Origin of the sequence: Kribbella sp. NBC_01510 (assembly GCF_045040325.1) — a bacterium.
In the GTDB taxonomy this organism is placed as follows: Bacteria; Actinomycetota; Actinomycetes; order Propionibacteriales; family Kribbellaceae; genus Kribbella.
The window spans coordinates 5,694,259-5,707,788 of record NZ_CP109418.1; the positions used below are offsets into that span (position 1 = coordinate 5,694,259).

9 protein-coding genes are annotated in these 13,530 nt (G+C 69.7%); 5 read left to right on the forward strand and 4 right to left on the reverse strand.

Annotated elements, in window-relative coordinates:
- Positions 1-45 precede the first annotated feature (45 nt).
- Entirely contained in the window at positions 46-1,671 is a 1,626-nt protein-coding gene (locus OG558_RS28460; protein WP_405065738.1) for a Wzz/FepE/Etk N-terminal domain-containing protein, read from the forward strand.
- A gap of 2 nt (positions 1,672-1,673) precedes the next feature.
- Positions 1,674-2,972, forward strand: a complete 1,299-nt coding sequence (locus tag OG558_RS28465) for an O-antigen ligase family protein (RefSeq protein WP_405065739.1) — start codon at positions 1,674-1,676, stop codon at positions 2,970-2,972.
- Here the strand turns inward: OG558_RS28465 and OG558_RS28470 are convergent.
- Positions 2,958-4,493 carry a right-handed parallel beta-helix repeat-containing protein gene (locus OG558_RS28470; protein WP_405065740.1) on the reverse strand — a complete coding sequence of 512 codons (1,536 nt, stop codon included), beginning with the start codon at positions 4,491-4,493 and terminating at the stop codon, positions 2,958-2,960. The two genes, OG558_RS28465 and OG558_RS28470, sit on opposite strands and share 15 nt — an antisense overlap.
- A gap of 845 nt (positions 4,494-5,338) precedes the next feature.
- The gene (uxaC, locus tag OG558_RS28475; protein ID WP_405065741.1) at positions 5,339-6,745 is read right to left on the reverse strand and encodes a glucuronate isomerase; all 1,407 of its coding nucleotides are present in this window, start codon (positions 6,743-6,745) and stop codon (positions 5,339-5,341) included.
- Positions 6,746-7,015: 270 nt separating this feature from the next.
- On the opposite strand from uxaC, the gene OG558_RS28480 reads away from it, so the two are divergent.
- The 3 genes from OG558_RS28480 (at position 7,016) to OG558_RS28490 (ending at position 10,177) form a co-directional block, all read left to right on the forward strand.
- Complete coding sequence (locus OG558_RS28480; RefSeq protein ID WP_405065742.1) at positions 7,016-8,005, forward strand: LacI family DNA-binding transcriptional regulator; 990 nt, start codon at positions 7,016-7,018, stop codon at positions 8,003-8,005.
- A gap of 63 nt (positions 8,006-8,068) precedes the next feature.
- Positions 8,069-8,767 carry an extracellular solute-binding protein gene (locus OG558_RS28485; protein ID WP_405065743.1) on the forward strand — a complete coding sequence of 233 codons (699 nt, stop codon included), beginning with the start codon at positions 8,069-8,071 and terminating at the stop codon, positions 8,765-8,767.
- Between the two features lie 27 nt (positions 8,768-8,794).
- Positions 8,795-10,177 (forward strand): mannitol dehydrogenase family protein, encoded by a 1,383-nt coding sequence (locus tag OG558_RS28490; RefSeq protein WP_405065744.1) that lies wholly within the window; start codon positions 8,795-8,797, stop codon positions 10,175-10,177.
- Here the strand turns inward: OG558_RS28490 and OG558_RS28495 are convergent.
- Together OG558_RS28495 and OG558_RS28500 are read right to left on the reverse strand one after the other, a co-directional pair.
- Positions 10,152-11,744 carry a right-handed parallel beta-helix repeat-containing protein gene (locus tag OG558_RS28495; protein WP_405065745.1) on the reverse strand — a complete coding sequence of 531 codons (1,593 nt, stop codon included), beginning with the start codon at positions 11,742-11,744 and terminating at the stop codon, positions 10,152-10,154. The genes OG558_RS28490 and OG558_RS28495 overlap by 26 nt on opposite strands.
- Positions 11,745-11,877: 133 nt before the next feature.
- Positions 11,878-13,518 carry a right-handed parallel beta-helix repeat-containing protein gene (locus OG558_RS28500; RefSeq protein ID WP_405065746.1) on the reverse strand — a complete coding sequence of 547 codons (1,641 nt, stop codon included), beginning with the start codon at positions 13,516-13,518 and terminating at the stop codon, positions 11,878-11,880.
- Between the last annotated feature and the right edge of the window lie 12 nt (positions 13,519-13,530).

Below are 13,530 nucleotides of genomic sequence, written 5' to 3' on the forward strand. Positions count from 1 at the left end.
TGTGCCTATATCCTGGGGCGCTGGCGCGAGGGAGTGAGGTATCGGATGGAACCGGGCACAGTGGTCTGGCGGGAGACCGCCCAGTCACTGCTACGGCAGAAGTGGCTGATCATGGGCTGCATCCTGCTCGGATTGGTCGGCGCCTCCGTGTTCGCGCTCTCCCAGACGGAGCGATGGACAGCCTCGAGCCAGCTGGTGATCGGTCCGGCCGTGCCGCCGGCCTTGGTCGGGAAGCTGTCGACCAGCTCGGACAAGACCGGTCCGCTCGGCATGGACCTGCCGGCCGAGACCCAGGCGCGGGTGATGGCCAGCCCGACGCTGCTGCGCGCCGTGGTGAAGTCGCTGGGGATGCCGGACAACGACCAGACCCTCCAGAGCCTGGCCGCGGTGACTCGGGTGAAGGCGGTCACCGACAACGCCTACCTGGTCACCACCGACGGCCCGACCGCGGCGAAGGCGGTCGAGCGGGCCAATGCGATCTCGACCATCTACCTCAAGCAGCGCAACGACGAGGCCAAGGCACTGCTGACCAACGTGGCCGGGCAGGCGGGGGACCGATCGAAGACCGCAACCCAGCAGTCGCGCAGCCTGACCACCCGGATCGACGAGGCGGTCCAGCGCGGGGACAACCAGACCGCCGCCGCACTGCGGGACCAGCAGGTCGGATTGACCACCGAGGCCCGCCAGGCGGCGGACGACGCGGCGGCGATGCTCAAGGCGTTGAACGCCGTGGGCGCCGGCAGCGAGCTCGTCACCCCGGCCACCACGGATACCGCGAGCTCGTCGCCGATGGTTGCCCGCGACATCCTCGTCGGCGGCATCCTCGGCCTGGTGCTGGGCTTCGGACTCGCACTGCTCCGGTCGCATCTGACGCCGTACATCCTGACCCGTGATCAGGCGGCGCGCGCCGCGAGCTCGCCGGTCATCGCGGCTTCCGAGGGGCACCGCCGCCGGTTCTGGCACCGGGCCGCTCCCGAACTACCGCAGTACGAGATCACGGCTCTGGGCGCGGAGGCGAGCGGGGCGCTGGCTCGCCGGGAGCTGAACCCGCGGGCCTTCGCCGGTGGCGGCCCGGGCGCGTTGCTGGTGGTCTCGGCCTCGCCCACGCCGAACTCGGCGGGTATCGCGCTGGCGATGGCCGAGGCGAACGCTCGCGACGGTCGCGAGACCCTGCTGGTCCTGGCGGACATCGAGGGTCCGCCGGTGCTGCCGCATCTGACCGGGCACGAGGGGCTGACCGACCTGGTGATGGAGCCGGCGGCGACGCGGGCGATCCGGGCGCGGAAGCTGTTCCGGCCGGGGACGGTCGCGGACCTGTATGTGCTGCCGCCCGGGTTGAACCACGAGGAGACGGCGGAGGCCGTTGGCCCGTCGCTGGTGCCGGGCATCGTGGCGGACCTGCCGCCTGGGTACTCCGTGGTGATCCACGGACCGGCGTCGGTCGGGCGGCACGGGATCACGCCGCTGGCGGCCGCCGTCGACGCGTCGGTGCTCGTGGTGCAGGTCGGCCTCGACAAGGAGATGGATGTCGCGCGGCTCACCGGTGCTCTGCAGTTCGCGGGTGCTCCGGTGCTGGGCGTCGTACTGATCGGAGCCTCGTCGCATGACGAGACGCTGGGGATCCCGCTGAACTACAAGCCACTCGACTCGGCTGTCGCGCCGATGCGCTGACGATGCGATCCACGACGACGTACCGCGGTGGCACCGGGCTGGCGCCACCGGTGCCGGGGACGGTCGCGGGGCAGATCGAGAAACCGGCCTGGTTCTGGCTGATGCTGTGGTGCCTGTTCGTCCTCGGCGTCCAGCCGTGGTCGTCGCGGGTCGCCGCGCCGCAGGGTACGACGGGCTCGACGAACAGCGTGATGAAGGGGTTGTTGCTGGGGGCCATCTTCCTGATCGCGCTGGCCGCGACCAAGCCGGGTTTCCGGACCCGGGTCAATCCGGCCGGCAGCATGTACGTGATGTACGTGCTGTTCGCCTGCGCCACCGCGTTCCTGCTGGCGGAGCCACTCGGGCCGTTGACGCGGCTGGCGCGGTTCCTGATCGGGCTGGTGCTGGTGTTCCTGCTCTGGCGGCCGCTGGTGCAGGTCCCGGAGCGGCTGATCCGGGCGCATCTGTGGGCCCATCTGTTGCTGGCGGCAACGGTCGTGCTGAGTCTCGCGTACGCGCCGTCGCAGGCCTGGCGGCCGTTGCGATCATTCGGCACCGGGTACCGCCTGCAGGGCGTGATCATCCCGATGCTGCCGCCGCGGGTGGGTGAGGTCGGCGCGATCCTGCTCGGGCTGGCGCTGATCGGGTTGCTCTGCCGGAAGCTCTCGCTGCTCCCGGCGGGTGCGTTGATCGGGCTGGGCGGCGTACTGATCGCGGCGAGCCGGACCCGGACGTCGGCGGCGGCGGTCGCCTTCGGGCTGGTGATCGCGCTGGTCATCACCCGCAAGACCTGGGCCGGCCGGATCGCCAGTCTGGCAGTGCCTGGGCTGCTCGGGATCGCGTTCCTGACCATCGGGTCGTTGCACACCTGGTTGTTGCGTGGGCAGGGGACGCAGCAGATCAGTTCGCTGAGCGGGCGGACCACGAGCTGGCAGGCGGTGCTGGACGAGAAGGTGTCCATCCAGACCGCGATCATCGGCCACGGGCTCGGCAACAAACGGGTGCTGCTGCGCCGCGGCGAGGGCGACATCGACGTGATGGCGATCGACAACAGCTGGCTCGGCCTCTACTGGGAGACCGGCCTGCTCGCCGTCCTCATCGTCGGGCTGGCGCTGGTCCTGGCCTGGATCTCGGTCCTCCGCGCGCCGACGCCGTACATCCGCGCCTGCGGGGCCCTCCTGCTCGGCTACGTCACGGTCGCCTCGCTCAACGAAAGCGGCCTCTCCGACCTCAGCTCCATGACCCTGCACCTACTGGTAGCCGCGGCCGTCTGCGATGCCGACCGAATACGCCACCGATCCAGAGCTCTAACTGCTTACTGAGTCCTGGTCGAAGCCTGATTGCTGCCATTGGTCCCAGGTCATGGTTTTACCGCGGTAGGCGAAGCGGTCCGGCGTCCCCGCGAGCTGGTAGCTGTTGCGGCGGAAGGTGACGGCGCCGGGTTTGGTGGGGGAGCCTTTGTTCTCGACGACGCCGGTGGTGGCGGTGGCGCTCAGGACGACCAGGTTGCCTTCGATGAGGACGTTGGACAGGACGTAGGTGCCGCGCGGGCCGTCGCCCCGCGTGCGGGACTGCAGCGAGATGCCGTTGCGGTTGGCCTTGACCAGGTTGCCGCGGACCTGCACGTCCGACGAGGTGTTGACGTTGATGCCGCCGCCGTCCCACAGGGTTCCGCCGGAGCCCCGGCCGGTGCCGAAGCCGTTGTTCTCGACCACGTTCTGGTCGATCACCGCCTGGTAGCTGATCTCGTAACGGATCCCGTCGGCCGCGTTGTCCCGGATCCGGTTCCCGGTGATCCGCCGGTCGTACTCCGCGATGTCGCTCCACATCCCGATCCCGCGGTTCGCCACGATGTCGTTGCCCGACACCTCGCCCGACGACCGGGTCGACTTGATCCCGCCGGACTCCCAGTCCGCGATCCAGAACCCGTCGGTGTTGTTCCGGGTGACCAGGTTCGCGGTGATGCGTACGCCGGCCGACCTGTACTGCCCGATCCCGAGCTGCCCGTTGTCCGCGACCGTGTTCCGGCTCACCTCGGCGCCGTCGCCCTCGATCACCATGATCCCGACCGCGTGGTTCCAGCGGAGCTCGTTCGCGCTCACCTTCCACCCGCGACCGACCTGCAACGCACCACCCTGCGGCCGGCTCGCGAAGTGCTCGATGGTCAGCCCGGTCACCGTGACGTCGTCCGCCGACTTCTCGATCGCGGTCTGCGTGCGCGATAGCTCGACCTCACGGCCGTCCGGGTCGTCCCCGACGTACACGGCGTTCGCCTCGTAGTCCCCGAAGAACGTGCCCGGCGTCAGCTGATTCAGGCTCATCACGCGGGTCAGATGCTTGCCGTCGACGAACACCTGCTCCCCGAGCTGACACGGCTTGGCCTTGTTGTCCTCACATTGCCCCTTGAGCGGGTACGCCGCCGGCAGCACCCCACGCACCACCCACGCATCTCCGGCCCGCGTCCACCCGCTCAGCCGCACGGATCCCGTGAGTACGACGCCCGCGCCGCCACCCAACGTGTCACCGGTCCGCGGCCGGATCGCCTTACTGATCCGATGCACACCCTTGGCGAAGCAGAACACGCTGCCCTCGGGGGAGGGGTCGATCACCGTCTGCGGATCCGTGCCGACCGGGATCGCGATTCCCCGGCAGGGCTTCGCCGTACCAGGGCCTGTCGGTCCTAGCGCCGCGGCGGCCGCGGCAGGCGGACCCGTTGGCACGGTCACCGTGGACGTAGCCGACGGAGCCGACTCCGGCGGCTTGCCGGTACTCCCGGAGTCAGAGCAGCCCGCGAGCACCAACACCAGCACGGCACCACCCACCGCGACACCACGACGCCTCATCCACGTCCCTTCACCCACCCCCGGCGAACAGATCTGCGAGAGACTACCCGCCACAAGGTCGAGCGTTCACCAGAGCCCCACCCCACCTGCGCACGCGTCCCAGGCCGCCGCGCGACCGAGGTCCACCCAGCCGACCGCCGTGGGCTGGACCAGGAACTGGGGGCCTTGGACAGGTTATTGCGGCTTTTCTGCTGGATGTGTGGGCGAAGTGAGCGAGGTCGGCACCCACCCACCCCTTCGGATACCGCAGCTGTACCGCACCGCCTGGCTGCGCTGGGCGTGCCAGCTCGACAGGTGGTGTCGGTCCTGGGGTGCTGGTCGGGCGAGGCATTCACGCGTCGCCCCGGCCGGCCAGGTCGGGGCCAGGACTGACACGTCCTGTCGAGCTGGCACACCTCAGCCATGTCCGCACCCCCGCGAGCAACCGTCCGCACCCGACCAGCCCGCACCGGCGGGCAGGTGCAGTGACTGGGCGGGTTCGTCGTGCCGGCGGTGGGACCGGTGGCGATCTCCGGGGGCTGGGACACGATCTGGGTGCCTCGGACAGGCTGTGCGGTGTCCGAGGTCCCCCGTACCTGTCCGAGGTCGCGGCAACCGCGCCCATCAATACTCCGGGCGGCGCAAGCATTTCGGGACTCCGGCGTCTGGAGGCTGCCGGCCGGATGCCGGGGGGCAGCGACTGGACCACGGGCTTTCTCAAGTCACCGGATCCCGGTCCGCCCACCGACCTCGACACGGCAGGCCGGCCACCACCCACACATCGAGCAGAAGAGCCGCTATTTTGTCCGCGGCAGCCAGGAGGTGCCCCCGCCGCAAGCACACTCGCAGGTGCCGCGGTGGGCGCGTTAGCCGAGGTAGGTGTCGCGGGCGAGGTTGTAGGCGAGGTCTTGCGCGACCTGCAGAGCGTCGTCCTCGTCGAGGCGGTGCTGCACGACCAGGTTGGCCAGGTAGCCGGCGTCGATCCGCCGGGCCAGGTCGTGCCGGGCCGGGATCGAGAGGAAGGCACGGGTGTCGTCGACGAAGCCGGAGGTGTTGTAGAAGCCGGCCGTCTCGGTGACGAGCTCGCGGAAGCGGCGCATCCCGTCCGGGCTGTCCAGGAACCACCACGGCGCGCCGAGCCGCACCGCCGGATACACGCCGGCCAGAGGCGCGAGCTCCCGCGAGTACACCGTCTCGTCCACCGTGAACAGCACGATCCGGAAACCGGCAGCGTGCCCGAACCGCTCGAGCAACGACCGCAGCGACCGAGTGAACTCCGTCGCCACCGGGATGTCGTGCCCCTGGTCCGGCCCGTACGTCGCGTGGATCGCCGGATCGTGATCCCGCAGGACGCCCGGATGCAACTGCATCACCAGGCCGTCCTCGGCCGACATCACCGCCGACTGGTACAGCATGTGCCCAGCGAACGCCGCCGCCTCCTCGGCTGACACGTCGCCCTTCAACGCACTCGCATAGATCCGCGCCGCGTCCCCATCGGACAGCGGTACGGCGGCCGCACTCAGATGACCGTGGTCCGTCGCCCGCGCACCCGCCGCGACAAAGGCCTGCCGCCGCAGCCGGATCGCCTGCAGGTAACCGTCGTACGTCGAGGTGTCGACCTCGGCCAGCGCGCCCAGTTGCTCTGCCAGCCCGGGCCAGCCGGGCCGATCCAGGTGGACGACGGCATCCGGCCGGAAGGTCGGGATCACCCGGCCGGGCAGGTCCGCCGCCAGCTTCGCGTGCTGGGCGAGGTCGTCGGTCGCTGCGTCCGTGGTGGAGATCAGCTCGATCCCGAACCGGTCGAGCAGCGCCCGGGGCCGGAACTCCGGCTCGGCGAGCCGCGCGGAGATCTGGTCGTACAGCTCGTCGGCGGTCTCGGCCGACGGATGCGTGGTCACGCCGAGGACCTCGGCGAACTCGTGCTCGAGCCAGTACCGGCTCGGGGTCCCGAGGAACAGGTGCCAGTTCGCGCAGAACTCCCGCCAGATCTCGCGCGGGTCGGCCGTCTTCCTGCCGTCGCGGCGCGGAAGTCCGAGGCGGTCGGGGGAGATGCCTTGGGAGATCAGCATCCGGGTGACGTAGTGGTCCGGCACGACCAGCAGTTCGGCCGGGTCGCCGAACGGCGCGTCGGTCGCGAACAGGCTGATGTCGACGTGCCCGTGCAGGCACAGCAGCGGCAGGTCCTTCGTCGACGCGTGGATCCGGCGGGCGACGGCACGGGCCTCGCCGGCGGGCAGGGCGCGGTCCGGATGAGGCTGCAGGGCCTTCGGCATGGGTCCTCCGGTTCACAGGGGCTGCAACGGACTCTGCAAAGGATTGCAGTGCTCTCATGTCCGCACAAGTACTTGTCCACAAGGCGAATTGGGCAGGCCGCAGAGCACGCAGCGTGAGAGCTTGACACGACACTGCAACCGATTGCAGACTGCCGTGGAGCATCAGCCCCTCGCTTCGCTCGGAGGGTGAGAGAAGAGCCGCCTTCGGCGTACCCGGAGGGTGCGCGGTCGGCGAACTGCGCCCGGGGTGGTTGACCTGAGGAGGTGACCATGCCGGCGACGATCCGGGATGTGGCGCGGCTAGCGGGTGTGTCGCCGTCCACTGTGTCCCGGGCGATCTCGATGCCGGGGATGGTCAATGCCGCGACCCGGGCCCGGGTCGCCGCCGCGGTCGAGCAGCTCGGCTACCTGCCCAACCGCGCCGCCCGCGGTCTGATCACCGGCCGGACCGGCACGATCGGCCTGGTCGTGCCCGATCTCGCCAACCCGTTCTTCGCCAGCCTGACCAAGGGCGTGCAAGCCCGCGCCCGCCGGTCCGACGTCGCCGTCTTCGTCGCGGACACCGACGAGGACGCGGTCGCCGAGGTCGGCCTCGTCCGTGCGCTGTCCAAACAGGTCGACGGAGTGGTCCTCTGCTCGCCCCGGGCAAGTGACGCCGAGCTGTCCGCGATCGCCCAGGACACCAACGTCGTCCTGGTCAACCGCGCGGCCGAGGGCATCCCCGGCATCACGTACGACAACGAGGAAGGCATGCGCCAGGCCGTCGCCCATCTGGTCGCGCTCGGCCATCGCCGGATCGCCTGGGTCGGTGGACCGGTCAAGTCCTGGTCGACCCAGCATCGCGGTCTCGGCCTGCGCAACGCGGTCGAGGAGCACGGCGCCACACTGACCCCGGTCGGCAACTTCGCACCGACGTACGAAGGTGGCATCGCCGCGGCGGATCAGGTCGTCGCCACGGGCGCCACCGCGGTCATCACCTACAACGACCTGGTCGCGATCGGATTGCTGGCCCGCTTGCACGCCCGGGGCATCTCGGTGCCCGGCGATCTGAGTGTGGTCGGCGTCGACGACATCGCGATGTCCCGGATGGCCCGACCGGCTTTGACCACGGTCCGGCTGCCGAAACAGGAGGCCGGCCGGATCGCGGTCGAGCTCCTGCTGACCCTGCTCGACGACCCGGACGGCTCCGTCGACACCCGTGGCACCCTGCACGGCGAACTCGTCGTCCGCGACTCCACCGGCCCCGCGCCTGGTTCCTGATCCGCCTGGTGATCAATCCCGGTCAGTACGCCGGGTCCGCCCCTGATCCAAGGAGATATCCCGATGCCCGTCCAGCGCAGAATCGGCACGATCGTCGTCGCCGGCCTGCTCACCGCACTCGTCGCGTGCGGCGCCCCCACCACCAACAAGCCGGCCGCCGGGAGCACCGGCGACGTCCCGGACAAGCCGTCGAAGGCGGTGACGCTGAACATCCTCGACGTGGCCGGCAACCTGCAGCTGACCCAGCCGATGATCGACGACTTCGTCCAGCAGCACCACGACGTGATCTCCAAGGTCACCTACTCGAAGGCGCCGGCGCCCGAGCTGTCCGGCAAGGTCAAGGCCCAGCAGAACGCGAACCGGGTCGACATCGACCTCGTGCTCACCGGCACCGACGGTCTCGCGGCCAGCCAGGAGCAGGGGCTGTGGATCGACCTGCTGTCGAAGTACGCCGGCCGGATCCCTGGCATGAAGGACTACCTGCCGCCTGCGCAGAAGATGCAGGAGCTGGCCGGCAACAGCGGCGTCACCGTCACCTATTACCCATCCGGGCCGCTGCTCGAGTACCTGCCGGCCAAGGTCCCCGCGCCGCCGCGCAGCGCCGACGAGCTGCTCGCCTACGCCAAGGCCAACAAGGGCAAGGTCATGTACGCGCGCCCGGCCAACTCCGGTCCCGGCCGCACCTTCCTGATGGGCCTGCCGTACATCCTCGGCGACAAGGACCCGAAGGACCCGGTCAACGGCTGGGAACCCTCAGAGTGACAGCATCTATTTCAGAAATGGGAACGTATGAGCAGGCTGAGTCTCACCAACCTCCCCGTCCGCCCCGAGGTCGACCCGCGCGCGTTGTCGGTCGGCATCGTCCACCTCGGACTCGGTGCATTCCACCGCGCCCACCAGGCCGTGGTCACCGAGCGGGCCGCGGTCGTCAGCGGTGAGACGCGGTGGGGGATCGCCGGTATCAGCCAGCGCTCCGCGACCGTCCGGGACCAGTTGGCCCCCCAGGACGGCCTGTACGCCGTTCTGGAGCGCGGACTCGGTGATCCGTCGGTGCAGGTGATCGGGAGCATCCGCGAGGTCCTGACCGCACCGGAGGACCCGGAGGCGGTGGTCGCCCGGATCGCGGACCCGGCGGTGTCCGTGGTGACGCTGACCGTGACCGAGAAGGGCTACCGTGCCGCCGGCGCAGGGCTCGACCTGAACGACCCGGAGATCCAGGCGGACCTGACCGGCAGGCCGCCGCGGACCGTGGTCGGTCAGCTCGCAGCCGGACTGGCGCGGCGGGTGGAGCCGCTGACGATCGTGTCCTGCGACAACCTGGTTGCGAACGGCCCCTTCCTGCGGAAGCTGGTGACGGACTACTTCGATGCGCTGGGCAAGGTTCCCGACGTGTTCGAGGCGACCCGGTTCCCGGCCAGCATGGTGGACCGGATCGTGCCCGCGACGACCGAGGCCGACCGGGATGAGGCTGCCCGGCTGCTCGGCGTACGCGACGAGGCGGTGGTGGTGGCGGAGCCGTTCCTGCAGTGGGTGATCGAGGACGACTTCGCCGGCGACCGACCCGCGTGGGAGCGGGGCGGCGCGGTGCTGACGGCGGACGTCGCGCCGTGGGAGCAGGCGAAGCTGCGGATGCTCAACGCCACCCACTCGATGCTCGCGTACCTCGGCGCGTTGCGCGGATACGCGACCATCGCGGAGGCGGTCCAGGACGAAGAGTTGTCCACGCTGGCCCGCGCGCTGATGACCGAGGACGTCGTACCGACCCTCACCCCGCCCGACGGCCTCGACCTGGCCGAGTACGGCGCGAGCGTGCTGGAGCGGTTCGCCAACCCGGCGTTGAAGCATCGGACCGCCCAGGTCGCGATGGACGGCTCGGTGAAACTGCCGGTCCGGATGCTCGGTACAGTCCGCGATCGGCTGGCGGCAGGAGCCGAGCCGCGGGTGATCTCGCTCGCCGTCGCGGCCTGGATGGTCTACGTGCTGAAGACTCCGGCCGTGGACGACCCGCAGGCGGACCGGCTCAAGGCCGCGATCGCGGGGGTGAGCGAGCCGGCCGCCGTGGTCGATGCGTTGCTGGGCGTGGATTCGATCTTCACGCCCGACCTGCGCGACTCAGCGGTGTTCCGCCAGCTGCTGGTCGAGCACGTCAGCGCACTGTCAGCACGCCCGTAGCGTCCAGGATCGCCTGCCCGATCCTGAAGGCGCTCGTGGTGTCCTGGCCGGTCTGGCGCCACTGCTGGGCGGTGTACCACTGGCCGGCCTTCTGGAACCGTTCAGCGGTCAGGCTGTCGAGGATGTAGGTGTTCCCGTTCAGCGTGACCTCGCCGGCCGGGATGACGGCGCCGGAGTTCTGCACCATGCCGGTCGCGGTGGTGCCGCCGCGCATCGTCACCTGGTTGCCGGAGACAACGATGTCGCGGAGCACGTTCTGTCCCCACGGCCCGGAGCCGCGGGTGCGGGACTGGATCGAGATGCCGTTCACGTTGTTGGCGACCACGTTGTCGCGGACCTGCACGTTCGACGAGGTGTTGATGTTGATCCCGCCGCCGTCCCACAGCGACGTCCCCGAGCCACGGCCGTTGCCGAAGCCGTTGCCAGTGATCAAGTTGTCCTCGATTACGCCGTTGCGGCCGATCTCGTAGCGGATCCCGTCCGCCGCGTTGTCGACGATCTGGTTGCCGGCGAAGGTGCGGCCGTCGTCGTAGGCGTCGCTCCACAGCCCGACGCCGCGGTTGTACTGGATCAGGTTGCCGCTCACCCAGCCGCCGCTGGACCAGGTGGTCTTGATCCCGCCCGACTCCCAGTCCGCGATCCAGAAACCGTCGGTGTTGTTGTAGCTGACCTCGTTGGCCGAGATCGACGCGGACTTCGTGTTGTACTGGCCGACGCCGAGCTGGCCGTTGGAGTGGATGTGGTTCCGCTCGAGTACGGCGTTGTCTGCGTTCACCAGCATCGCGCCGACCGCGTGGTTCCAGCGAATGTCGTTGGCGACCACCTTCCAGCCCAGCCCGAGCACCACCGCACCACCCTGCGGCGGGGTGGCGAAGTGTTCGATCGTCAGCCCGCGCACCGTGACGCCGGTCGCGCTGGACTCGATCGCAGTCGGCGTCTTCGACATCTCCACCGCGTGCCCGGCCGGGTTGCTGCCGAGGTAGATCGCATTCGCCGCGTAGTCGGCGTAGAAGGTGCCGGGAGCAACCTTGTCGCGCGTTGCCACCCGGGTCAGGTGCTTGCTGTCCAGGAAGAGCTGCTCGGCCAGGTAGCAGATGTTCGCCGTGTTGTCCTCGCACTGCCCCGTGGGCGAGTACGCCGGGGGCAAGGCTCCCGTGCTCACCCAGTCGCCGTTGTTCGCCGACCACTTGGTCAGCTGGACCGATCCCGTGAGTACGGCGCCCCGGTCGCTGGCGAGCACCTGATTCGCCTTCGGGTGGATCGTCTCGGTGACCCGGTGCAGGCCGGCCGTGAAGCAGAACGTCGTACCCGTCGGGGCGTCGTCGACGATCGTCGCAGCGTCCTGGGCGGGTGTGATCGTGACGCCGGTGCAGGCCGGCGCCTGCGACGGCCCGGTGACGAAGGTGCCGTCGGCCGGCGGGGGAGTCGCGGACTGATCATCGGGCAGCAGGCCGGGGATCAGGTCGGTCGGGTCGCCGGCCGGCACGCCGTGCGCCGGCAGGGCGGTGACGGCGGCAGCAAAGGTGCCTGCTGCAACGATCGCCAGAACTGCGGTAGCTGTCTTCATAGAGCGGAGCCTCCGGTGGCACAGGTGAGCCCTGAGCGCACCCCCCATGGCGCGGCTTCGCTTCGCAGACTACTACTACCTCAGGTAGTCGTGGCAATACGTAGTGCACAAATATGTTGCGGTCGGCAAGCGATCAGTTCGCGAGGAAGCTGCCGACCGTGTCCAGACCGGCGTCGCGCCAGCCGGCCGCGGTCAGCTTGGCGCCGGCCATGGCGAACCGCTGCGCGCCGAGCGCGTCCAGCACGTACTTGTTGCCGCTGAACACGACTTCGCCGGCCGGGATCGGGGAGCCGGAGTTCTGCACCATGCCGGTCGCCTGGGTGCCGCCGGTCATCTCGATCGTGTTCCCGGAGACGCGGATGTCGCGCAGCAGGTACGTGCCCCACGGCCCGGTGCCGCGGGTGCGGGACTGGATCGTGATGCCGTTGACGTTGCCGGACACCTTGTTGCCGCTGACGGTCACGCCGGACGAGGTGTTGATGTTGATCCCGCCGCCGTCCCACAGCGACGTACCCGAGCCGCGGCCGGTGCCGAACCCGTTGCCGCTGACCGTGTTGTTCTCGATCGTGCCGTTGCGGCTGATCTCGAAGCGGATCCCGTCGGCGGCGTTGCCGACGATCTGGTTGGAGCTGATCACCCGGCCGTCGTCGGCGACGTCGGCCCACATCCCGATGCCCAGGTTGGCCTTGATCACGTTCCCGCTGACGGTGCCGGAGGACCGGGTCGACTTGATCCCGCCGGACTCCCAGTCGGCGATCCAGAAACCGTCGGTGTTGTTGGAGCTGATCACGTTGCGGGTCACGGATGCCGCGGCCGAGCTGTACTGGCCGAGGCCGAGCTGGCCGTTGTGGTGGATCAGGTTCTTGTCCACCTTCGTGTTGTTGGCCTTGACCAGCATCACGCCGACGGCGTGGTTCCAGCGGACATCGTTGGCGGTCACCTTCCAGCCGGGCCCGGACACCAGGGCGCCCGCCTGGGGTGCGCTGGCGAAGTGCTCGATGGTGAGGCCGCGTACGACGACGCCGGTCGCGCCCGACTCGATCGCGGTCGCGGTCTTCGACATCTCCACCGCATGCCCGGCCGGGTTGCTGCCGACGTAGATCGCGTTCGCCGCGTAGTCGGCGTAGAAACTGCCGTCGGAGACCGCGGAGGCGCTCGCGACCCGGGTCAGGTGCGTGCCGTCGACGAAGACCTGCTCCCGCAGGTAGCAGACGTTCGCCTTGTTGTCCTCACACTGCCCGCTCATCCCGTACGCCGCGGGCAGCGCTCCACGCACCACCCAGTTCGCGCCGGACTTGGCCCATCCGGTCAGCGGCACGGACCCGCTGAGGACGGCGCGGTCCGCGCTCGCCAGCACCTGGTCCGCCTTGGGACGAAGGGTCTGCGCGATCCGATGCACTCCGGCGGCGAAGCAGAACGTCGTGCCGGCGGGCTTCGCGTTGATGATCGACTGGGCGTCGTCGCTCGGCTTGATCACCACGCCACTGCACGGACCTGCGACAGCCGGACCTGCCTCGTCGGAGTCCACGGTGGGGACCGTCGGGACCGGGGGAGTGGGGGTCGTCGTTCCCGGCTTCTTGGCCGTGGGCCGGGTCGTGCTCGGCTTCGTCGAAGGACCGGCCGTCCGGGTGGCCTTCGGCGGCTTGCTCGCCGGTGCGCCGGGCGTCTTGGGGACGCGGTGCGAGGGGAGGACGTGGGAGGCCGCCGAGTCGGCGACACCTGATTTGGCCGCGGTTGTCGCCTTGTTCTCGTTGGCGATGACGGGGAGCGCCACGGTAACGACGGC

Coding starts and splice junctions, on each gene's coding strand:
- OG558_RS28460 (WP_405065738.1), top strand. CDS start 46: ATGGAACCGGGCACAGTGGTCTGGCGGGAGACCGCCCAGTCACTGCTA.
- OG558_RS28465 (WP_405065739.1), top strand. CDS start 1,674: ATGCGATCCACGACGACGTACCGCGGTGGCACCGGGCTGGCGCCACCG.
- OG558_RS28470 (WP_405065740.1), bottom strand. CDS start 4,493: ATGAGGCGTCGTGGTGTCGCGGTGGGTGGTGCCGTGCTGGTGTTGGTG.
- uxaC (WP_405065741.1), bottom strand. CDS start 6,745: ATGCCGAAGGCCCTGCAGCCTCATCCGGACCGCGCCCTGCCCGCCGGC.
- OG558_RS28480 (WP_405065742.1), top strand. CDS start 7,016: ATGCCGGCGACGATCCGGGATGTGGCGCGGCTAGCGGGTGTGTCGCCG.
- OG558_RS28485 (WP_405065743.1), top strand. CDS start 8,069: ATGCCCGTCCAGCGCAGAATCGGCACGATCGTCGTCGCCGGCCTGCTC.
- OG558_RS28490 (WP_405065744.1), top strand. CDS start 8,795: ATGAGCAGGCTGAGTCTCACCAACCTCCCCGTCCGCCCCGAGGTCGAC.
- OG558_RS28495 (WP_405065745.1), bottom strand. CDS start 11,744: ATGAAGACAGCTACCGCAGTTCTGGCGATCGTTGCAGCAGGCACCTTT.